Origin of the sequence: Streptomyces camponoticapitis, from assembly GCF_014646115.1 — a bacterium.
Taxonomy (GTDB): domain Bacteria; phylum Actinomycetota; class Actinomycetes; order Streptomycetales; family Streptomycetaceae; genus Streptomyces; species Streptomyces camponoticapitis.
On record NZ_BMMV01000018.1, the window covers coordinates 140945 to 160928 of the forward strand.

Genomic DNA, 19984 nt, shown 5'->3' on the forward strand with positions numbered 1-19984 from the left:
ATTTATGGGTTCTGCTGGTTCACCCGATCGCCCCGTGAATTGCCCTGTGTGCGCGGCGAATGAGCCGGTCAACACCTTCAAATGAAACTGAGACCGGCCGGGGCGAATTCGCCTGGCCGGCCTCAGTCCGCCCGGAATGGGGGCCGGACGGGCAATGACTGTCAGCCGTTGCCGGTGCCGTTGGCCGACAGGACCGGAATGTCGTTCAGGAGGTGCGACAGGGGCTCGTCGCCCTTCGCCTGCGTCGAGTTCTCGGCGCACTGCTGGTTCTGCGGGGAGGACAGTACGTTGAGGTCCTGGACCCCGATCGGCGTGAGACCCACGAGCGAGGCGGCGTTGACCTTCGCCGGGAGACCGATGCAGAGCTTGTTGAGCGAGCCCTGCACGAGGCTGAGCTGCGGGCTCAGGTCCCCGTGGGTCTTCGAATTGCCGAAGGACTGCTTGGCGCCGTTGCCGCTGAGCGACGTGGTGCCGGTGTCGTTGCCAACGGCGAGCGCCGGCGCCGCGGCCGCGGCGGAGACGCCGACCACGGAGGCGGTGACCGCGGCGGCCGCCAGAATCTTCTTGATCACGGTTGGTTCCTTTTCTCAAGAAATGCAGGTCGTGCGGCCTGCCCAACCGAATGCCCCTGGTTTGGTTCCGCTGCTTCACCCGTTCGGATTGCGGGCCGTTGCGTGGGCCGATTGAGTGCCTAATCGGCCGTTGGAGTGAAGGGCGATAACTAAACCTGGGCGATGGAGTTGCTCATGGCGCCCCGGGGACTTGGGGCATCCTTCAGAATGGGGACTCATCGTGATCAAGAAGGTTCTGGCCTCCGCGGCCGTCGCCGCCTCCGTGGTCGGCATGTCGGCCGCGGCCGCGCCGTCCGCTTTCGCCGTCGGGGACGACACCGGCACCACGTCGCTCAGCGGCAACGGTGCCATGCAGGCCTACGGCAACTCCGCGACGTACGGGAACATGAGCCCGCAGATGGCGCTGATCCAGGGCTCGCTCAACAAGCCCTGCATCGGTCTTCCGGCCAAGATCAACGCCGCCTCGCTGGTGGGTGCCACGCCGATCGGTGTCCAGGACCTCAATGTCCTGTCCTCCCCGCAGAACCAGCAGTGTGTCGAGAACTCGACGCAGGCGAAGGGCGACGAGCCCCTGTCACACCTCCTGAACGACATCCCGATCCTGTCGGCCAATGGTGCGGGCAACGGCTGATATCGCCGCTGAATTTCCGCTGCCGGGCCACCGCCGAATTCCGCGGTGGCCCGGTGTTTTTCATCCTCGCCGCGACGTGGCGATATGTCTTATGGGCCGTTCGGGGGACCGCACGCAACCAAACGTCGCGTGGCTAGTTGAACAAATCGGCGCTCCACCGGTGGAGTCCGACTTTTCGGAAAGGCAACAAAATGAACAAGCTGTGGGCTACCGCTGCTGTAGCGGCCACGATGGTCGGCGGTCTCGCCGCCACCGCTTCGCCGGCGCTGGCGATCGGCAACGACACGGGCACGACGTCGCTCAGCGGTAACGGTGCCGAGCAGGAGTTCGGCAACTCGGAGACCCACGGGGACATGAGCCCGCAGCTCAGCCTCGTGCAGGGCACGCTCAACAAGCCCTGCATCGGACTGCCCGTCAAGGCCAACCTCGCCTCGCTGGTGGGTGCCACGCCGATCGCGCTCCAGGACATCAACGTCCTGTCCTCCCCGCAGAACCAGCAGTGCACCGAGAACTCGACTCAGGCGAAGGGTGACGAGCCCCTGTCGCACATCCTGGAGGACATCCCGGTCCTCTCGGCGAATGGCGTCAACAACCGCTGACGTTCGCGTCCAGGCCCGGTCCGGCAGCTCGGCTGCCGGGCCGGGCTCTGCCGTGTCCGGACGCGGCGGACCGGAACCGCTCTCAGAGCGGCTTGGCCAGGCAGATGCTCAGCGGGTCGTCGCGGTAGTAGCCGAACTTAGAGCAGTCCGTGTAGCCGCTGGAGCGGTAGAGCGCGATGGCCTCCGGCTGCTTGGTGCCCGTCTCCAGGACCATGCGGGTACGGCCCGCCGCGCGGGCGCTCTCCTCCAGCCGGGCGAGGATACGGCGGGCGAGCCCGAGGCCGCGTGCCTCCACCGTCACGTACATCCGTTTGATCTCGGCGTCGCCGTCCGAGTAGCCCTCGTCGTTGGCGGCCTGCGAGCGCCAGCCGCCCGTGGCGACCGGGCGGTCGTCGGCGTCGTAGGCGAGCAGGTAGATGCCGCCGGGCGGGTCGAACATCCGGGGGTGGAGGACGGTGGCGTCCCCCTCGCTGTCGTAGCGAGCCGCGTATTCGAGCTGGACCTCGGCGTCGAGCTTCGCGGCGTCGGGGTGGTCGTAGGGGACCTGACGTATTTGGATGGCCACGGCACCGATGGTAGAGGCTGGGTAGGGTGCCGGAATGCTCACTGTGACTTCCGTGAATGTGAACGGGCTGCGCGCCGCCGCGAAGAAGGGCTTCGTCGAGTGGCTGGCCGGGACCGGGGCGGACGTGGTCTGCCTGCAGGAGGTGCGGGCCGAGGAGGACCAGCTCACCGAGGCGGTGCGCGAGCCCGCGGGGTGGCACACGGTCTTCGCGCCCGCGGCGGCCAAGGGCCGCGCGGGTGTCGCGCTCTACTCGCGGCGGGAGCCGGAGCGGGTGCGGACCGGCTTCGGCAGCGCCGAGTTCGACACGAGCGGGCGGTACATCGAGATCGACCTGCCCGGTGTGACGGTGGCCAGCCTCTATCTGCCGTCGGGTGACGTGGGCACGGAGCGCCAGGACGAGAAGATCCGGTTCATGGACGAGTTCCTGGCCCACCTCGTCGGCCTCAAGGCACGCGCCGCGGCGGACGGCAGGGAAGTGCTGGTCTGCGGCGACTGGAACATCGCGCACCAGGAGGCCGACCTCAAGAACTGGAAGGCCAACCGCAAGGCGTCCGGCTTCCTGCCCGAGGAACGGGCCTGGCTGACGCGGGTCTTCGACGAGGCGTCGTACGTGGACGTGGTCCGTGCCCTGCACCCGGACCAGACCGGGCCGTACACCTGGTGGTCCTACCGGGGGCGCGCCTTCGACAACGACACCGGCTGGCGGATCGACTACCAGGTGGCGACGGCGGGCCTGGCGGAGCGCGCGGTGAAGGCGTGGGTGGAGCGGGCGGCGACGCACGACGAGCGGTGGAGCGACCACGCGCCGGTGAGCGTCGCCTACGAGTTGGGGTAGCCGGTCACGTCTTTCGCAGGCGGCGGTCCATCGCCATGGAGAGTTCCGCGTCCACCACGCTCTTGGCCAGCGGGCGCAGGACCTCCGGGGGCGTCTCGGGGGCATGGGCCTGGAGCGTCGTCGCGAAGAGTTCGGCCAGGGCGTCGGCGTGGGCGCGGACCTCGCGGCCCGCTTCGAAGACGGCCGACAGCGGGACGCCCTCGCGGACCAGTCGGACCGAGACGTCGAGGAGGCGGCGGCTGATGTGGACGAGGTCGTCGCCGTCGGTGGCGAGGTAGCCGAGTTCGAGGGCGGTGGCCAGATTCTCCGCCGTGACCTCGCCCTCGAAGTGGTCGGCCAGCTCCTCGGGGGTGAGGCGGACGGGCGTCTCCTCGGTCGGTTCGCCGAGGCCGAGGACCTCGCCGACGTCCCGGCCGCTGTCGAAGGCGGTGGCGAGATCGGCGATGCCGTTGAGGGTGTGGCCGCGCTCCAGGAGGGCGGCGATCGTCCGGAGTCTGGCCAGGTGGTGGCTGTCGTACCAGGCGATCCGGCCCTCCCTGCGGGGTGGCGGGATCAGGCCGCGTTCGCGGTAGAAGCGCACCGTACGTACGGTGATGCCGGCGGCGTCGGCCAGCTCCTTCATGCGGTACTCGCGGACTTCCTCCGGGTCGGACATGGCGGCCAGCCTATGTCCCGGCCGGGTCCCGCCCCTGGCTCGTACCGCCGGTAACTTTTCCCGTCCGCCCCCTACCCACGAGTAAGGAGCTGCCCTACTCTCCCCACAGTGCCAGTGATTACTGGCGCGGTTATCGGGAGGCACCCCGGCGGGAGGCGGCGGCATGGCCAAGCACGAACATGTACGGGTGGCGGTGATCGGATCCGGGTTCGGGGGTCTGGGAGCCGCCGTCCGGCTACGGCGCGACGGGATCACCGACTTCGTCGTCCTGGAACGGGCCGGCTCGGTCGGCGGGACATGGCGCGACAACGACTATCCGGGCTGCGCCTGCGACGTGCCCTCGCACCTCTACTCGTTCTCCTTCGCGCCCAACCCCGACTGGCCGCGCACCTTCTCGGGGCAGTCGCACATCCGTGCGTATCTGGAGCGCGTCACCGACACCTTCGGGCTCCGGCCGCACATCCGGCTGGACCACGAGGTGCTGCTGATGCGCTGGATCGGCGAGGCGGCCCACTGGGAGATCGAGACCTCGCGCGGGATCCTCACGGCGGACGTCGTGGTCTCGGCGACCGGGGCGCTGTCGGACCCGAAGGTGCCGGACGTGCCCGGCCTCGACTCGTTCCCCGGCAAGGTCTTCCACTCCGCCCGCTGGGACCACGGCTTCGACCCGCGGGGCAAGCGCGTCGCCGTGGTCGGCACCGGTGCGTCGGCGATCCAGATCGTGCCGGCCCTCCAGCCCGACGTGGCGCGGCTGACGCTCTTCCAGCGCACCCCGCCATGGGTGATGCCGCGCGCGGACCGGCCGATCTCCCCGGCCGAGCGATGGCTGTACCGCACGGTGCCGGCCGCCGGCGCCGCGCGGCGCGGACTGCTCTGGGGGATAAGGGAGTTGCAGGTCCAGGCGTTCACCAAGCGGCCCGGTGAGCTGCGGCTCGTGGAGCGGCTCGCCAGGGCGAACATGGCGCGGGCCGTGAAGGACCCGGCGCTGCGGGCCAAGGTGACCCCCTCGTACCGGATCGGCTGCAAGCGGATCCTGCTGTCCAGTACGTACTATCCGGCGCTCGCGCGGCCCAACGTCGACGTCGTCGCGTCAGCGCTCTCCGAGGTGCGCGGGTCGACCGTCGTGGCGGCCGGAGGGAGCCGGACCGAGGTCGACGCGATCATCTTCTCCACCGGCTTCCGGGTGACCGGCATGCCCATCACCGAACGGGTGGTGGGGGCCGACGGGATCACGCTCGCCGAGGCGTGGAAGGACGGCATGGAGTCCCTGCGCGGCGCGACCGCCGTCGGCTTCCCCAACTTCATGACGATCGTCGGCCCCAACACCGGGCTGGGCAACTCCTCGATGATCCTGATGATCGAGTCCCAGCTCAGCTATCTCGGCGACTATCTGCGCACCCTCGGCTCGCTCGGGGCGGGCGCAGCGCTCGCCCCCACACCCGCGGCCGTCGAGGCGTGGAACCGCCGCGTACAGGAGAGGATGAGGCGCAGCGTGTGGAACACCGGCGGCTGTACGAGCTGGTATCTGGACGCGAGCGGGCGCAACACCACCATCTGGCCGGGGACGACGACCGAGTTCCGCAGGGCGACGCGGACCGTGGACCTCGGGGAGTACGACGTCGTCCGGGCACGGGACGCGAAGACACAGGCCAGGGAGGCACTTCGATGACGACGGCACCCAACTCCCGTGTGCTGACGGCGACATCCGCCGACGGCTCGCGGCTGCACATCGAGGTGTACGGCTCCGAGGGGGCGCCCGCGATTGTCCTGATCCATGGGTGGACCTGCTCGACTCTCTTCTGGGCCGCGCAGATCGACGACCTCGCCGCGGACCACCGGGTGATCGTCTACGACCAGCGCGGACACGGGCGTTCACCCGCCGTCGGCCGCCACGGCTACAGCACCGACGCGCTCGCCGACGACCTGGAGGCGGTGCTGGGCGCGTGCCTCGCGCCCGGTGAGAAGGCCGTACTGGCCGGGCACTCCATGGGCGGTATGACGCTGATGGCCGCCTCCGCCCGGCCGGCCCTCCGGGAGCACGCGGCGGCGGCGCTCCTGTGCAGCACGGGCAGTTCGGACCTGGTGGCCGAATCGCTGGTGGTGCCGATGCGGCCGGGGCGGCTGCGGACCCGGCTGACACGGATGATCCTCGGCGCGCGGGGCCCGCTCGGCCCGGTCACGCCCGTCTCGAAGCGGCTCCTGCGGTACGGGACGATGGGGCCGGGTGCGGCGCCGGACCGGATCGCCGTGTGCGCGCGGATCGTGCACGCCTGCCCGCGCGCGGTGCGGGTCGCCTGGTCGCATGTGCTGGGCACGCTCGATCTCGACGCGGGCGTAAGGGAGTTGAGGGTCCCCACGGCGGTGGTCGTGGGGACGGCCGACCGGCTGACGCCGCCGGTGCTGGCGCGCCGGCTCGCCGGGGAACTGCCCGACTGCGTCGGCCTCACCGAGCTCACGGGCGTGGGACACATGACGCCCGTGGAGGCGCCCGAGGCCGTGACCGCCCTGCTCCGAGGGCTGACGGGCGACCATCTCGGCGCCGCGGCCGACGAGACCGAGGAGAGCGCCGCATGAGCCGGGTCCGTCTGGAGGGGCAGGTCGCCGTCGTCACCGGCGCGGCTCGTGGCGTGGGCGAGACGCTGGCCCGCAAACTCTCCGCGCGCGGTGCCCGGGTGGCGCTCGTGGGGCTGGAGGCCGACGAGCTGAAGGACGTGGCGGGCAGGCTCCACACCGAGGGCGGGCACTGGCACGCCGATGTCACCGACCACGACGCGATGGTCCGCGTGGCGCGGGAGGTGAAGGAGCGGTTCGGGAAGGTCGACATCGTCGTGGCCAACGCCGGTGTCGCCGCGGGCGGTCCGTTCCTGGACTCGGACCCCGTCGCCTGGCGGCGGGTGATCGAGGTGAACCTCGTCGGCGGCGCGGTCACGGCGCGCGCGTTCCTGCCCGTACTGATGGAGAGTCGCGGCTACTTCCTCCAGATCGCCTCGCTCGCCGCGATCACCCCGGCGCCCATGATGACCGCGTACTGCGCCTCCAAGTCGGGGGTCGAGGCATTCGCCCACAGCCTGCGCGCGGAGGTCAGGCACAAGGGCGTCCGGGTCGGCGTCGGCTATCTGTCGTGGACCGACACCGACATGGTGCGCGGCGCCGACGAGGACGAGGTGATGCGCGAGATGCGGCAGGGGCTGCCCTGGCCGGCCGGCAAGACGTATCCGCTCGGGCCCGCCGTCGAGCGCATCGTGTCGGGGATCGAGCGGCGCTCGGCGCATGTGTACGCGCAGTGGTGGCTGCGGGGCATGCGCTCGGTACGGGGCCATCTCCCCGGCCTTGTCGCGACCGTCGGGTCCCGCCGGATGCGGGGGCTCGAACCGCGGCTCGCAGCGGTCCGCAAAGGGCTCGTGGGCGCCGGCGGAGCGGCCGACGAGCGGGTCCGCACGCAGCGTAACTGATCGAAATGCGCGGTATGTCGGGGCGTGTAAGTCTGGTCGGGGCCCGGGAGTCGTCCACGGGCCCCACCGGACTTCCAGGAGTGAGATCCCATGGGTATCGCGGACCAGTTCAAGGACAAGTCGCAGCAGCTCGCCGACCAGGCGAAGAAGAAGACGCGCGAGAACGCCGAGCGCGGCGGTGACAAGGACCAGTCGTCCGAGCGTTCCCCGGGGGACCAGGAGCGGATGCGGGACGAGCGGGACAGGGCGCGGCAGCGGGCGCAGGACGCGCGGGACCGGTTCGACGACAACTACGACGCCTGAGCCGCCCGCCCTGCGTACGAAGAGGCGCACCCGGTGCCCGTGCACCGGGTGCGCCTCTTCCCGCGACGTCAGCCGCGCCTCGTCAGCGGCGCGGCGGGAGCGGGGGGCGGCGGCGGTCCGGGACGTCGCCGTACCCGGGAGGGGTCGCCGCGGGCTGCTTCGCGAGCAGTTCCAGCGCCACCCACACCGCGTCGTCGAGTTGCGCGTGCCGGCCCTCCGCCCAGTCGAGCGGGGTGCGCAGCACCTCGATGTCCGGCTCCACGCCGTGGTTCTCGACCGACCAGCCGTAGGCGTCGAACCAGGCCGCGTTCATCGGCACCGTGATCACCGTGCCGTCGCCCAGCCGGTGCCTGCCCGTCATGCCCACCACACCGCCCCAGGTGCGCTGCCCGACCACCGGGCCCAGCTTCAGCAGCCGGAAGGCGGCCGTGATCATGTCGCCGTCGGAGGAGGTCGCCTCGTCCGCGATCGCGACGACCGGGCCGCGCGGGGCGTTGGAGGCGTAACTCACCGCCTGGGCGTTGCGCGTCAGGTCCCAGCCGAGGATGCGCCGGGTCAGTTTCTCCACGACCAGTTCGCTGATGTGGCCGCCCGCGTTGCCCCGTACGTCCACGATCAGCGCGGGCCTGGACACCTCCAGCCGCAGATCGCGGTTGAACTGGGCCCAGCCCGAGCCGCCCATGTCGGGGATGTGGAGGTAGCCGCACTTGCCGCCGCTCATCTCGCGGACGACCTCGCGGCGTTTGGCCACCCAGTCCTGGTAGCGCAGCGGCCGTTCGTCGATGAGCGGGACGATCGCCACGCGCCGTGAACCGCCGTGCCGCGTACCCCCGTTGCCCGGTGACAGGTCCTCGGCGGGGCGGAAGGTCAGCTCGACCGTCGTACCGCCGGCGGCGGACAGCAGCGGGAAGGGACCGGCCACCGGGTCGACGGGGCGGCCGTCGACATGGGTGAGGACCGCGCCCTCACGGATGCCCGTACCGGCCAGCGGCGAACGGGCCTTGGAGTCCGACGACTCGCCGGGCAGGATCCGTTTCACGAGCCATTCGCCGTCCCGGCAGACGAGGTTGGCGCCGAGCAGGCCCATGGCGCGCTGGTAGTGCGGCGGTCCCTCGTTGCGGCGGGCGGGGGTGACATAAGCGTGCGAGGTGCCCAGCTCGCCCAGCGCCTCGCGCAGCAGATCGGCGAACTCGTCGGGGGACGCGACGCGTTCGACCAGCGGGCGGTACTGGTCGAGCACCGCGTCCCAGTCGATGCCGCACATCTCCGGCTCCCAGAAGTACGAGCGGATGATGCGGCCCGCCTCCGCGTACGCCTGGCGCCACTCGGCCGCGGGGTCGACCTCGTGCAGGATGCGGCGCAGGTCGAGATGGACGGTCGAGTCGCCGTCGCCCGGCTCGGTGGCGGGCACGGCGCGCAGGTCGTCGTCGTCCACGACCACGAGCCGGGAGCCGTCCCGGCTGAGTGAGAACCAGTCGAGGTGGTCGACGAGTTCGCTCTTGCGCGCCTTGGTGATGTCGAAGTGTTCGAGGGTCGGACGGCCCGAGGTGTCGGCCGGGTTGGCGAACGTCTCGCCGAGCGCGCCGGAGATCGGCCAGCGCAGCCAGACCAGCCCGCCTCCGCTGACGGGTTGCAGGGCCGAGTACTTGGACGCGGAGACCGGGAACGGAGTGACCCGGCTCGGGAGCCCCTCGACCTCGACCGTGACCGCCCCTCCCCCAGAGCCTTCGGCCTGGGAGGTGCCCCCGAAGACGGAGGCCGTGCCGTCGGACGCGACGACCGCCACCGGGTCGAGGCCGCCGGCGGCCGGACGCCCGTCCGGGAGGAGCGCGAACGGCGAGGGCGTCGCCGACGACAGCGGTACGAGGTAGGGGCGGCAGCCCAGCGGGAAGGAGAGGTCACCGGTGTGCACGTCGTACACCGGGTCGAACCCGCGCCAGGAAAGAAAGGCGAGATATCGGCCGTCCCGCGTGAAAACCGGATTCTCGTCCTCGAAACGGCCGTTGGTGACATCGACGATCGTACGGTCGGCGATCCGCGCCATCTTGATCTGCCGCAGCGAGCGGCCGACGCCGGGGTGGGACCAGGCGATCCAGTCGCCGTCCGGGGAGAACGCGAGGTCGGTGACGGGACCGTTGACGGAGCGGATCAGCTCGGTGAGGTCGTCGGCGACGGACTCGGCGACGGGCTCGGTGACGGGCTCGGCGGGACCCTCGGCGTCGGAGGAAGCCGCGCTCCGTGACACCCCTTCGCCTGATGTCTCGTCAGGAACCCTCAGTATCAAGAGCCTTCCGTCGTGCGTGCTGAGCGCGAGCCGTTCACCCTCCGGGTCCGCGATCAGCTCGTGGACGCGGCCCACGCGCCCGGAGGCGAACCGCAGCGGCGGCATGTCGCCGCTCGCGCGCGGCAGATAGGCGATCTCGATCGCGTCCTCGCCGTCCGCGTCCGTGACGTAGGCGACCTTGCCGCCGCTGCCCAGCATCTCGGGGAGCCGCACCCGTACGCCCGGTGTGTCCGTGATCGTGCGGGCCGGGCCGTCGCGGTGGGTGAGCCAGAACAGACTGCCGCGCACGGAGACGGCGCTCGCCCGGCCCGTGGTGTCCACGGAGATCGAGTCGACGTGATGGGCGGCCGGGACCTGGTAGGTGCGCCGCCCCGCGCGCGGCCCGCCGAGCCGTACCGACAGCTTGCGCGGCACCGAGTCGGGCTCCAGCGAGTCCACCAGCCACAGCTCTCCCGCGCACTGGTAGACGACCCGGCGCCCGTCGGACGAGGCGTGGCGGGCGTAGAAGGCGTCGTGGTCGGTGTGCCGGCGCAGGTCGGTGCCGTCGGGGAGCGTCGAGTAGAGATTGCCGACGCCCTCGTGGTCGGAGAGGAACGCGATGCGTCCGTCCACGAACATCGGGCAGTCGAGATGGCCGGGCAGATCCGCGAGCAGCCGTTCACCGTGCAGCCACAGCCGGCCCATGGCGCCGCCCCGGTACCGCTTCCACGCGGCCGGTTCGTGCGGGGGCTTGCCGGTGAGCAGCAGGCTTCGCCGCTCGCCCTCGACGTCCGCGATCGCGATGTCGGCGACCGGGCCCCAGGGGAGTTTGCCGCCGGGGGAGCCGTCGGTGGGGACGCTGTAGGCCCAGGAGTAGTACGAGAAGGGCTGCCCGTGCGAGGAGACGGCGAGGATCTGTGCCGCGCCGTCCTTGTCCGGTGGCGTCCAGCCGCAGACGCGGGTGTCGGTGGAGCCCCAGTAGCTGAGGCGGCGGGCCGGACCGCCGGCCACCGGCGCGAGATGGATCTCCGGATCCAGGCTGCGCCAGCTCGTATAGGCGATCTGGCCGCCGTCGGGCGAGAACCGCGGATGCCCCACTCTCGTGCGGTCGACGGTCACCCGCCACGCACGGTCCGGGCGGTGCTTGGCCGACGAGAGGGGGGCGACCCAGAGATCGTCCTCGGCGGCGAAGCACAGCAAGTCGTCGTGCAGATGCGGATAACGGAGATACGCGACGTCGTCACTCACCCCCCAATGCTTTCCGTGCGGGAGGGGCGCGGCAACTCGTGGCCGGAGAGGAGTTGGCCGGATGTGTTCGGCCGGGCGGTCGGCCGGGAGCCCGGCCGGTCCTGCGGGGCGTCGCCGGATGTGGTGGAGCCCACAAGCGAAACGTTGCCGTTTCGATGACGGTGAGGTTATCTTCGTACTGTACGAAATCGTTTCGTTCAGCTTCGAGACCCTGACGGGAGGTCGGACATGGCCCGCACCAGACTCACGCCGGAGCGCGAGGGAGAGTTGTACGGAGCCACGCTCGACCTGCTGCGCGAGGTCGGCTACGACGCCCTCACCATGGACGCCGTCGCCGCCCGCACCCACTCCAGCAAGGCCACCCTCTACCGCCAGTGGGGGAGCAAGCCGGAGCTCGTCGCACGCGCCCTGCGCCACAACAAGCCGGCCGATGTCGCACAGATCGACACCGGCTCGCTGCGCGGGGACTTCCACGCCATGGTCGCGATGGCCGACGACTGCCAGATGGAACGGGACTCCGCGCTGATGCGGGGCCTGGCCCATGCCGTCCACAACAACCCCGATCTCCACCAGGCGCTGCGTGACCTGCTCATCGAGCCCGAACTCAACGGACTCGGCGTCTTCCTCCGCCGTGCCGTGGACCGGGGCGAGATCAGCGAGGACCAACCCGCGCTGAAATACGTCACACACATGCTGGTCGGCGCCTTCGTCGCCCGGCAGCTCGTCGAGGACCGGTCGGTCGACCAGGCCTTCCTCCGCGACTATCTCGACGCCGTGCTTCTCCCCGCCCTCGGCGTCTGACCCTCCCCGCAGCTCGCAGCTTCGCTCCCTGGGCCGCTCGCCCACCTCCGGGGCCTCCCCAGCAGTACCCGGTGCCAGCACGGCGATTTCCGCCCGTCACGGCACCAGCACCTGACGCGTGTCGCTCTCGCGCCGTCGGTCGGCTCCCCATGCCCTTGATCCACCCCCAGACCGGGAGTACGCCTCGTGGCCACGTTTCTTTACCGACTCGGACGGTTCGCCTTCCGACGCCGAAATCTCGTCGCCCTCGTATGGGTGGCGCTGCTGGCACTCGCCGGCGTCGGCGCGGCGTCCGCGTCCACCGCGACATCGAGTTCCTTCTCCATCCCTGGGACGGAGGCCCAGAAGGCCTTCGACCTGCTGGAAGAGCGCTTCCCCGGCGGCAGCGCCGACGGGGCCACCGCCCGGGTCGTCTTCAAGGCGCCCGAGGGCGAGAAGATGACATCGGCCGTGCACAAGGCCGAGGTCGAGAAGATCGTCGACGAGCTGCCTGCGGGCTCGGACCAGATCGCCCGGGTCGCCGACCCGTACACGGCGAAGGCCGTCTCACGGGACGGCTCGACGGCGTACGTCTCGGTCACCTACAAGGTCAGCTCGATGGAGCTGACCGAGGAGACACGTACCGCGCTGGAGGAGACGGGGGCCGAGGCGCGGGAGGCGGGCCTCACCGTCGAGATCGGCGGTGACGCGCTCCAGGCGGCGCCGGAGACCGGGGCCACCGAGATCATCGGTATCGCCGTGGCGGCGATCGTGCTCGTCATCACCTTCGGTTCGCTGATCGCGGCGGGGCTGCCGCTGCTCACCGCGCTCATCGGCGTCGGAATCGGCGTGTCGAGCATCACCGCGCTGGCGAGCGTGATGGATCTCGGCTCCACCACCAGCATCCTCGCGATGATGATCGGCCTCGCCGTCGGCATCGACTACGCCCTGTTCATCGTCTCCCGCTACCGGGCCGAGCTGGCCGAGGGGCGTGAACCCGAGGAAGCCGCCGGACGGGCCGCGGGGACGGCCGGATCGGCCGTGGTCTTCGCGGGACTCACCGTCGTCATCGCGCTCGTCGGGCTCGCCGTCGTCAACATCCCGATGCTCACCAAGATGGGTGTCGCGGCGGCCGGAACGGTCGTCATCGCCGTCCTTGTCGCGCTCACGCTCGTCCCGGCCATGCTGGGATTCGCGGGAAGGCGTGTCCACGGCAAGAAGCTGCGCGCGAGGATGGCCCGGGAGCAGGCGGTCTCGGCCGACGGCAGGGCGGCCGAGGGCAAGCCCAACATGGGTACCCGCTGGGCCCGTTTCGTACTGCGCCGTCCCGTCGCCGTACTCCTCGCCGGAGTCGTCGGCCTCGGCATCATCGCCGTCCCGGCGACCCAGCTGGAGATGGGTCTGCCCGACGACGGCTCACAGCCGACGAGCACCACGCAGCGCAAGGCGTACGACCTCCTGTCGGACGGTTTCGGCCCCGGCTTCAACGGCCCGCTGATGGTCGTCGTCGACGGCAAGGGCGACAACAACGCCAAGCAGACCGCCGCGCAGGTCACCGACGCGGTGGAGGAACTGAAGGGCGTCGCCGCCGTCACCCCGGCCAGCTACAACAAGGCCGGCGACACGGCGACGATCACGGTCGTCCCGAAGGACCGTCCCTCGTCGGTGGAGACGGAGAATCTCGTCCACACCATCCGCGAGGCGGGCGGGGAGATCGCCTCCGACAGCGAGGCGAAGGTGCTGGTCACCGGAGCCACCGCGATGAACACCGACTTCTCCGAGAAGATGAACGACGCGCTCCTGCCGTATCTCGCGCTCGTCGTGGGTCTGGCGTTCCTGCTGCTGATGCTCGTCTTCCGCTCGGTCCTGGTGCCGCTGAAGGCGGCGCTCGGCTTCCTGCTGTCGGTCGTCGCCGCGCTCGGCGCGGTGGTCGCGGTCTTCCAGTGGGGCTGGCTCTCCGGCCTGTTCGGCGTGGAGCAGACCGGTCCCGTCATGTCGATGATGCCGATCTTCATGGTCGGTGTGGTCTTCGGTCTCGCGATGGACTACGAGGTCTTCCTGGTCACGCGGATGCGTGAGGCGTACGTCCACGGGGAGCGGCCCGGCCAGGCGATCACCACCGGCTTCCGGCACGGGGCGCGGGTCGTCACCGCGGCCGCGGTGATCATGATGGCGGTCTTCGCGGGCTTCATCGGCTCCAGCGAGTCCATGGTCAAGATGATCGGCTTCTCGCTGGCGATCGCGGTCTTCTTCGACGCGTTCGTGGTGCGCATGGCCATCGTGCCCGCGGTGCTCGCGCTGCTCGGCAACAAGGCGTGGTGGCTGCCGCGCTGGCTCGACCGGCTGCTGCCGAACGTGGACGTGGAGGGCGAGCAACTGCGGAAGATGCTGGAGAAGGACCCGTCCGGCGCGGGCCCGGGACCGGACTCCGCTCATGGCCCTGAGAAGGAGCTGGTGCGGGTCTGACGCAGGAGAGCCGTGCGCCGGACGGGCCTCGCGCGCCCGTCCGGCGCACGGCTCACGCGTGTCAGCTCTGGTGCAGCAGCCGGTCGAGACCGCGCTTCGCGCGCAGCGGGTACCGGTCCTCGCCGACCGGGACCGTCTGGTAGGTCAGCCGGAGGAAGCGGCGCAGCAGGGACGTGTCGAACTGGGTCAGTGCCACGCCTTCCGGTGAGTGGAATTCGAGCATCGTCTGTGCCCGGCCGCAGGGCCAGACACGTACGTCGCCGTCCTCGGAGGGAGTGCGCAGGCCCGATTCGAGCAGCCGGCGGGCGAAGGACCACACCACTTCGGTGTCGTCGCGCGACACCTCGGCGGGGAACGCGACGCGGACGGTGAGGGGATCGGCGCTGTCGTAGCGGAGGGTGACCGTCAGGCGCCCGTGGTGAGGGGCGTCCGTGATGATGCGGACCTTGGCAGGCTGCTCGACGACGGGTGACATCGCTTCGCTCCTCTGCGGCGTTCTCGACGCGGTGCGTGGTGTCTTACATCACAACATACCTTTTGTCCTATATTTAACGCCGAGTGTCCAGGAAATCTCAAACTTTCCGCGCCGTTCGGGGTCCGTACACCGGTTCGCATGCCCCGCGCTCTTGCAACTCGTTCGCAAGAGAGGACTATCTATTCGAACGGTTCACTTCGAGCGGTTCATCGAGCCAGCCTGCCCGGAAGCGGAGCCCGCCCATGCATGTCCCCGACGGAATGATCAACCTGCCCGTGTCCGCCGCCGCCGGCGTCGTCGCGGCCGGGGCGGTGGCGGCCAGCCTGCGCGGCGCCCGCCGTGAACTGGGCTCCGGGCCGCTCGCCGAAGGCCATGGCGCCGAGCGCACCGCGCCCCTCGCGGGCCTTGTCGCCGCCTTCATCTTCGCCGTGCAGATGCTGAACTTCCCGGTCGCGGCGGGCACCAGCGGGCATCTGCTCGGCGGGGCGCTCGCGGCGATACTCGTCGGCCCCTACACCGGTGTCCTGTGTATCGCCGTCGTCCTGCTGATGCAGGGAATCCTCTTCGCCGACGGCGGGCTCACCGCGCTCGGCGTGAACATCACGGTCATGGGCGTCGTCACGGTGATCGTCTCGTACGGGATCTTCCGGGGCCTGCTCCGCGTCCTGCCGCGCAAGCGGCGTTCGGTGACCGTGTCCGCGTTCGTCGCCGCGCTGGTCTCCGTGCCGGCCGCCGCCGCGGCCTTCACCCTTCTCTACGCGATCGGCGGCACCACGGACATCCCGATCGGCAAGGTGCTCACCGCGATGGTCGGCGTGCATGTACTCATCGGCATCGGCGAGGCCGCGATCACCGCGCTGACGGTCGGGGCGGTCATCGCCGTACGGCCGGACCTGGTCCACGGTGCGCGCGGGCTGGCCGCGCCGCTCAAGCTGCGGGTGGACGGTGAGCTGGTGGACGCGCCCGCACCCGCCGCCGGGCCCGCCGTCCCGGTCGCCGCGCGCTCGCCCCGCGGGCTGCTGGCGGCCGGGCTCGGCACGGCCCTCCTGCTTGCCGGGGTCGTCTCCTTCTACGCCTCCGCCAACCCCGACGGGCTGGAGAAGGTCGCCGCCGACAAGGGCATCGACAAGGAGGTCGAGGAGCATGCCGCCGCCGACTCGCCCCTCGCCGACTACGGCGTCAAGGACATCTCCAACGCCCGGCTCTCGGGCGGCCTCGCGGGCATGATCGGCGTCGGCGCGACGGTCGTCGTGGGAAGCGGGATCTTCTACGTGGTGCACCGCCGCCGTACGACGAACGCGCCCGGCTCCTCCGGGCCCTCCGCGTCCGCGTCCGCCTCCGCCGAGCAGGCCTGACATGGGAGCGGGCCACGCCCACAAGCTCTACCGGCACGGCCACTCGCCGGTCCACGCGCTGCCGCCGCACTGCAAGCTCGCCGCCGTCCTGTGCTTCGTGCTCGTCGTGGTCTCCACCCCGCGTGAGGCCGTATGGGCCTTCGGTCTGTACGCGGTGCTGCTCGCCGGCGTCGCGGCGCTCGCCCGCGTCCCGGCCGGGTTTCTGCTGCGCCGGATGCTGATCGAGGTCCCGTTCGTGGCCTTCGCCGTCCTCATGCCGTTCGTGGTCCCCGGCGACCAGGTCCAGTTCCTCGGGCTGTCGCTGAGCGTCCCCGGTCTGTGGGGCGCCTGGAACGTACTGGCCAAGGGCACGCTGGGGGTCGCCGCCTCCGTACTCCTCGCCTCCACGACCGAACTGCGCGCGCTGCTGCTCGGGCTGCAACGGCTCAAACTCCCGCCGATGCTCGTCCAGATCGCGTCGTTCATGATCCGCTACGGCGACGTGATCACCGACGAGCTGCGGCGGATGTCGATCGCCCGCCGCTCACGCGGCTTCGAGGCGCGTGGCGTACGGCACTGGGGTGTGCTCGGCAAATCCGCCGGCGCGCTGTTCATCCGCTCCTACGAGCGCGGGGAGCGGGTGCATCTGGCGATGATGAGCCGCGGCTACACGGGCACGATGCCCGTCATCGACGAGATGACGGCCTCCCGCGCCCAGTGGACCTCCGCCGCCGCCCTCCCCCTCTCGGCGCTCGCGGTCTGTCTGCTTGGCTGGACCCTGTTGTAGACCTTGCGCACGCACCCGAACGTGCGCGACAGCTCAGCCGCCTGCGCATCGTTCGGACCAGGTCCCCGTGCGTGTACGCCTGGGTAATCCACGGAGGAGTCCGATGAACACCCAACCGCCGCCCTCCCTCGAAGTGCGCGGGCTCGCGTACGCGTACCCCGACGGCCACCAGGCCCTCTTCGGCGTCGACCTGACCGTCGGGCGCGGCGAGCGGGTCGCGCTGCTCGGGCCCAACGGCGCGGGCAAGACCACGCTCGTCCTGCATCTCAACGGCATCCACACGGCGGGCGCCGGGTCCGTCACCGTCGCCGGGCTGCCCGTCGCGAAGCGGAACCTCGCCGAGATACGCCGCCGGGTCGGCATCGTCTTCCAGGACCCCGACGACCAGCTCTTCATGCCCACCGTGCGCGAGGACGTGGCCTTCGGGCCCGCGACGTCCGGGCTGCGCGGCGCGGAGCTGGAGGCCAGGGTCGTCGCCGCGCTCACCCAGGTCGGCATGGCCGAGTACGCGGACCGGCCGCCGCACCATCTGTCGTTCGGGCAGCGCCGCAGGGTCGCCGTCGCCACGGTTCTGGCGATGGAGCCGGAGATTCTCGTACTCGACGAGCCCTCGTCCAACCTGGACCCGGCGTCGCGCCGGGAACTCGCGGACATCCTGCGGGCGTTGGACGTCACCGTCCTGATGGTCACGCACGACCTGCCGTACGCGCTGGAACTGTGCCCGCGCGCCGTCATCCTCAGCGAGGGCGTGATCGCGGCCGACGGGCCGACCCGAAAGCTGCTCGGCGACGCGGAGCTGATGGGTGCGCACCGGCTGGAGTTGCCGTTCGGTTTCGACCCCACGTCGGTTGCGTCGCGGTAGGGGTGTCTTTCCGATCAGCCCGGCAAGATCGGGAAAGACACCCTCCAGGGGCCCGTGGCCCGGTCGGCGTCGCGATGCGTGCACCATGGAGGCATGAGCGGGATGGTAGGCGTCGCTGACGTCCAGGGCACGGTGGCCGCGGGCTTCGAACCCGTCAAGGACGCCTTTGTACGGAACTTCCAGGAACGCGGTGAGCGCGGCGCGGCTGTCGCCGTCTACCGCGACGGGCACAAGGTCGTCGACCTGTGGGCCGGCACACGCGACTTCGACGGCTCGGAGCCGTGGGCCGTCGACACCGCGCAGATCGTCCGCTCCGCGACGAAGGGCGTCGCCGCCGCCGTACCGCTTCTGCTGCACCAGCGCGGCCGGATCGACCTGGACGCGCCGGTGGGCACGTACTGGCCCGAGTTCAAGGCGGCCGGCAAGGAACGGGTCCTCGTACGGCATCTGTTGTCGCACCGCGCGGGCGTGCCCGTGCTCGACCGGCCGCTCGGCACCGCCGAGGCGCTCGACGGCGAGTCGGGCGCGCACGCGCTCGCCGCGCAGCGGCCGGTGTGGGAGCCGGGCACCGACCACGGCTATCACGCGCACACCTACGGCTGGCTCGTCTCCGAGCTGGTGAGGCGGGTCACCGGCCGTTCCGTCGGCCGCTGGATCGCCGACGAGATCGCCCGCCCGCTCGGCCTCGACTTCTGGATAGGACTGCCCGCCGAGGAGGCCCACCGGGTGGGCCGGATAGGCAGGATCGAGGAGCCGGCGGCGGTCGGGGGTGAACTGCGGCTGCGCGCCAAGCGCTCGGTCACCGAGGCGTACAAGGATCCCGAATCGCTCACCCGGCGGGCGTTCGGCGCCATCGATCCGCCGCCGGACGAGAACAGCGCCGCGTACCGCGCCGCCGAGATGCCCGCGAGCGGCGGGATCTCCACCGCGCGTGCCCTGGCCCGCGTGTACGCGGCGATGATCGGCCCGGTGGACGCTCCCGGGCGCGGCAACCGGGGCGGGGAGCGGCTGTTCGCGCCCGCCACACTGACCCTGGCCCGTACCGAGGAGTCGGCGGGCCCCGACCGGGTACTGGTTGTCGGCACGCGCTTCGGGCTGGGATTCATGCTGCACGGTTCGGGCGCGCCGCTGCTGGGGCCCGGCTCCTTCGGACATCCGGGGCGCGGCGGCTCGCTCGGCTTCGCCGACCCCGAGTCCGGCATCGCCTTCGGCTACGTCACCAACGGCATGCGCAAGGGAGTGACGGCGGATCCCCGGGCACAGGCCCTGGTGCGAGCCGTCAGGTCGGCCTCATGATCGGCACATGAGGCGATTCGAGGATCACGGCGCACTGATCACGGGAGCCGGGCAGGGCATCGGCGAGGCGATCGCCCGGCGGCTGGCCGCCGAGGGCGCGCGGGTGCTGATCACGGACGTGGACGGTGAACGGGCCGCGCGAGCCGCGGAGTTGATCGAGGGCGCGGTGCCGTACGTGTGCGACGTGGGCGACCGCGCGTCCGTCGATGCGGCGGTGGCGTACGCCGTCGAGCGCTTCGGCTCGCTGGACGTCCTGGTCAACAACGCGTACTCCTGCACGCCGGACGTGCCGCTCTTCGAGGACGAACCGGACGAACACTGGGCCCGCGACCTCGACCTGACCCTGACCGGCGCCTTCCGCTGCGCGCGGGCGGCCATGCCGCACCTGGCGGCTTCGGGGCGCGGCGCGATCGTGAGCATCGGCTCGGTCAACGGCGAGCAGGACTTCGGCAACCACGCCTACAGCGCCGCGAAGGCGGGCCTCGCGAGCCTGACCCGCACCCTGGCCGGCCACGCGGCGCCGCGCGGGGTCCGCGTCAACCTCGTCGCCCCCGGCACGATCCACACGGACGGCTGGAAGGGCCGCGAGGCCAACCTGGAACGCGCGGCCCCGCACTACCCCGTGGGCCGGGTGGGGCGGCCGGACGACGTCGCGTCTGCGGTGGCGTTCCTGGCATCGTCGGACGCGGGGTGGATCACGGGAGTGACGCTGCCGGTGGACGGCGGGATCCTGTCGGCGAACGTGGCGCTGCGGCAGGCGCTGGCGGGGCCACCGGTGTCCGGAGAGCGATGAGTTCCACCGCTCGGCAGGGTCGTATGCACGTCAGCTGTACGTCATCGCAGCCGCTTCTCACACAAGGA

19 protein-coding genes and 1 pseudogene are annotated in these 19984 nt (G+C 71.0%); 14 read left to right on the forward strand and 6 right to left on the reverse strand.

The annotated features are described in order from the left end of the window. Window positions 1-161: 161 nt before the first annotated feature. Window positions 162-572: a rodlin gene (locus tag IEY79_RS25220; protein WP_189109873.1), complete on the reverse strand. Its 411-nt coding sequence runs from the start codon at window positions 570-572 to the stop codon at window positions 162-164. Between the two features lie 220 nt (window positions 573-792). On the opposite strand from IEY79_RS25220, the gene IEY79_RS25225 reads away from it, so the two are divergent. Beyond that, window positions 793-1203, forward strand: coding sequence for a rodlin (locus IEY79_RS25225; RefSeq protein WP_189109874.1), 411 nt, complete (start codon window positions 793-795; stop codon window positions 1201-1203). Window positions 1204-1394: 191 nt separating this feature from the next. Next, window positions 1395-1802 (forward strand): rodlin, encoded by a 408-nt coding sequence (locus IEY79_RS25230; protein WP_189109875.1) that lies wholly within the window; start codon window positions 1395-1397, stop codon window positions 1800-1802. Between the two features lie 82 nt (window positions 1803-1884). Here IEY79_RS25230 and IEY79_RS25235 read toward each other — a convergent pair whose 3' ends face one another. Then, window positions 1885-2361: a GNAT family N-acetyltransferase gene (locus tag IEY79_RS25235; protein ID WP_189109934.1), complete on the reverse strand. Its 477-nt coding sequence runs from the start codon at window positions 2359-2361 to the stop codon at window positions 1885-1887. A gap of 40 nt (window positions 2362-2401) precedes the next feature. Here IEY79_RS25235 and IEY79_RS25240 point away from each other — a divergent pair, with 40 nt between their 5' ends. Continuing rightward, window positions 2402-3202, forward strand: a complete 801-nt coding sequence (locus tag IEY79_RS25240; RefSeq protein ID WP_189109876.1) for an exodeoxyribonuclease III — start codon at window positions 2402-2404, stop codon at window positions 3200-3202. A 4-nt stretch (window positions 3203-3206) separates the two neighbouring features. Here IEY79_RS25240 and IEY79_RS25245 read toward each other — a convergent pair whose 3' ends face one another. Continuing rightward, window positions 3207-3824 (reverse strand): MerR family transcriptional regulator, encoded by a 618-nt coding sequence (locus IEY79_RS25245; protein WP_189109935.1) that lies wholly within the window; start codon window positions 3822-3824, stop codon window positions 3207-3209. 196 nt (window positions 3825-4020) lie between these two features. Between IEY79_RS25245 and IEY79_RS25250 the strand changes: the two genes are divergently transcribed. From IEY79_RS25250 to IEY79_RS25265, 4 genes are all read left to right on the forward strand, one after another. Beyond that, complete coding sequence (locus tag IEY79_RS25250; RefSeq protein ID WP_189109877.1) at window positions 4021-5526, forward strand: flavin-containing monooxygenase; 1506 nt, start codon at window positions 4021-4023, stop codon at window positions 5524-5526. Then, on the forward strand, window positions 5523-6431 hold the full coding sequence (locus IEY79_RS25255) for an alpha/beta fold hydrolase (RefSeq protein WP_189109878.1): 909 nt from the start codon (window positions 5523-5525) through the stop codon (window positions 6429-6431). The genes IEY79_RS25250 and IEY79_RS25255 overlap by 4 nt, the downstream gene beginning before the upstream one ends. Then, a complete protein-coding gene (locus tag IEY79_RS25260; RefSeq protein WP_189109879.1) occupies window positions 6428-7309 on the forward strand; it encodes an SDR family oxidoreductase in 882 nt (293 codons plus the stop codon). Before IEY79_RS25255 ends, IEY79_RS25260 begins: the two co-directional genes overlap by 4 nt. Window positions 7310-7399: 90 nt before the next feature. After that, entirely contained in the window at window positions 7400-7612 is a 213-nt protein-coding gene (locus IEY79_RS25265; RefSeq protein WP_189109880.1) for a hypothetical protein, read from the forward strand. Window positions 7613-7694: 82 nt separating this feature from the next. Here the strand turns inward: IEY79_RS25265 and IEY79_RS25270 are convergent, their stop codons facing one another. Beyond that, window positions 7695-11123, reverse strand: coding sequence for a S41 family peptidase (locus tag IEY79_RS25270; protein WP_189109881.1), 3429 nt, complete (start codon window positions 11121-11123; stop codon window positions 7695-7697). Between the two features lie 228 nt (window positions 11124-11351). Between IEY79_RS25270 and IEY79_RS25275 the strand changes: the two genes are divergently transcribed. Beyond that, complete coding sequence (locus IEY79_RS25275) at window positions 11352-11924, forward strand: TetR/AcrR family transcriptional regulator (RefSeq protein WP_189109882.1); 573 nt, start codon at window positions 11352-11354, stop codon at window positions 11922-11924. A gap of 186 nt (window positions 11925-12110) precedes the next feature. After that, on the forward strand, window positions 12111-14369 hold the full coding sequence (locus IEY79_RS25280; protein WP_189109883.1) for an MMPL family transporter: 2259 nt from the start codon (window positions 12111-12113) through the stop codon (window positions 14367-14369). Between the two features lie 61 nt (window positions 14370-14430). Here IEY79_RS25280 and IEY79_RS25285 read toward each other — a convergent pair whose 3' ends face one another. Continuing rightward, on the reverse strand, window positions 14431-14844 hold the full coding sequence (locus IEY79_RS25285) for an SsgA family sporulation/cell division regulator (RefSeq protein ID WP_189109884.1): 414 nt from the start codon (window positions 14842-14844) through the stop codon (window positions 14431-14433). A 242-nt stretch (window positions 14845-15086) separates the two neighbouring features. Between IEY79_RS25285 and IEY79_RS25290 the strand changes: the two genes are divergently transcribed. Both IEY79_RS25290 and cbiQ read left to right on the forward strand, forming a co-directional pair. Then, window positions 15087-16199 carry an energy-coupling factor ABC transporter permease gene (locus IEY79_RS25290; protein ID WP_189109885.1) on the forward strand — a complete coding sequence of 371 codons (1113 nt, stop codon included), beginning with the start codon at window positions 15087-15089 and terminating at the stop codon, window positions 16197-16199. 1 nt (window position 16200) lies between these two features. Then, a complete protein-coding gene (gene cbiQ / locus IEY79_RS25295) occupies window positions 16201-16965 on the forward strand; it encodes a cobalt ECF transporter T component CbiQ (RefSeq protein ID WP_189109886.1) in 765 nt (254 codons plus the stop codon). Here the strand turns inward: cbiQ and IEY79_RS25300 are convergent. Further along, window positions 16955-17057: pseudogene (locus IEY79_RS25300) on the reverse strand (helix-turn-helix domain-containing protein); the annotation flags it as partial. The gene cbiQ and the pseudogene IEY79_RS25300 overlap by 11 nt on opposite strands. Window positions 17058-17068: 11 nt before the next feature. On the opposite strand from IEY79_RS25300, the gene IEY79_RS25305 reads away from it, so the two are divergent. The 3 genes from IEY79_RS25305 (at window position 17069) to IEY79_RS25315 (ending at window position 19916) form a co-directional block, all read left to right on the forward strand. Further along, window positions 17069-17827: an energy-coupling factor ABC transporter ATP-binding protein gene (locus IEY79_RS25305; protein WP_189109887.1), complete on the forward strand. Its 759-nt coding sequence runs from the start codon at window positions 17069-17071 to the stop codon at window positions 17825-17827. Window positions 17828-17920: 93 nt separating this feature from the next. Continuing rightward, a complete protein-coding gene (locus IEY79_RS25310) occupies window positions 17921-19123 on the forward strand; it encodes a serine hydrolase domain-containing protein (RefSeq protein WP_189109888.1) in 1203 nt (400 codons plus the stop codon). 7 nt (window positions 19124-19130) lie between these two features. Then, window positions 19131-19916: an SDR family NAD(P)-dependent oxidoreductase gene (locus tag IEY79_RS25315; protein ID WP_189109889.1), complete on the forward strand. Its 786-nt coding sequence runs from the start codon at window positions 19131-19133 to the stop codon at window positions 19914-19916. Window positions 19917-19984: the final 68 nt, after the last annotated feature.

What these genes read in the sequence shown, in the direction of transcription:
- IEY79_RS25230 (WP_189109875.1), top strand. Translation starts at nt 1,395, where the DNA reads ATGAACAAGCTGTGGGCTACCGCTGCTGTAGCGGCCACGATGGTCGGC.
- IEY79_RS25240 (WP_189109876.1), top strand. Translation starts at nt 2,402, where the DNA reads ATGCTCACTGTGACTTCCGTGAATGTGAACGGGCTGCGCGCCGCCGCG.
- IEY79_RS25245 (WP_189109935.1), bottom strand. Translation starts at nt 3,824, where the DNA reads ATGAAGGAGCTGGCCGACGCCGCCGGCATCACCGTACGTACGGTGCGC.
- IEY79_RS25250 (WP_189109877.1), top strand. Translation starts at nt 4,021, where the DNA reads ATGGCCAAGCACGAACATGTACGGGTGGCGGTGATCGGATCCGGGTTC.
- IEY79_RS25255 (WP_189109878.1), top strand. Translation starts at nt 5,523, where the DNA reads ATGACGACGGCACCCAACTCCCGTGTGCTGACGGCGACATCCGCCGAC.
- IEY79_RS25260 (WP_189109879.1), top strand. Translation starts at nt 6,428, where the DNA reads ATGAGCCGGGTCCGTCTGGAGGGGCAGGTCGCCGTCGTCACCGGCGCG.
- IEY79_RS25265 (WP_189109880.1), top strand. Translation starts at nt 7,400, where the DNA reads ATGGGTATCGCGGACCAGTTCAAGGACAAGTCGCAGCAGCTCGCCGAC.
- IEY79_RS25275 (WP_189109882.1), top strand. Translation starts at nt 11,352, where the DNA reads ATGGCCCGCACCAGACTCACGCCGGAGCGCGAGGGAGAGTTGTACGGA.
- IEY79_RS25285 (WP_189109884.1), bottom strand. Translation starts at nt 14,844, where the DNA reads ATGTCACCCGTCGTCGAGCAGCCTGCCAAGGTCCGCATCATCACGGAC.
- IEY79_RS25290 (WP_189109885.1), top strand. Translation starts at nt 15,087, where the DNA reads ATGCATGTCCCCGACGGAATGATCAACCTGCCCGTGTCCGCCGCCGCC.
- cbiQ (WP_189109886.1), top strand. Translation starts at nt 16,201, where the DNA reads ATGGGAGCGGGCCACGCCCACAAGCTCTACCGGCACGGCCACTCGCCG.
- IEY79_RS25305 (WP_189109887.1), top strand. Translation starts at nt 17,069, where the DNA reads ATGAACACCCAACCGCCGCCCTCCCTCGAAGTGCGCGGGCTCGCGTAC.
- IEY79_RS25310 (WP_189109888.1), top strand. Translation starts at nt 17,921, where the DNA reads ATGAGCGGGATGGTAGGCGTCGCTGACGTCCAGGGCACGGTGGCCGCG.
- IEY79_RS25315 (WP_189109889.1), top strand. Translation starts at nt 19,131, where the DNA reads ATGAGGCGATTCGAGGATCACGGCGCACTGATCACGGGAGCCGGGCAG.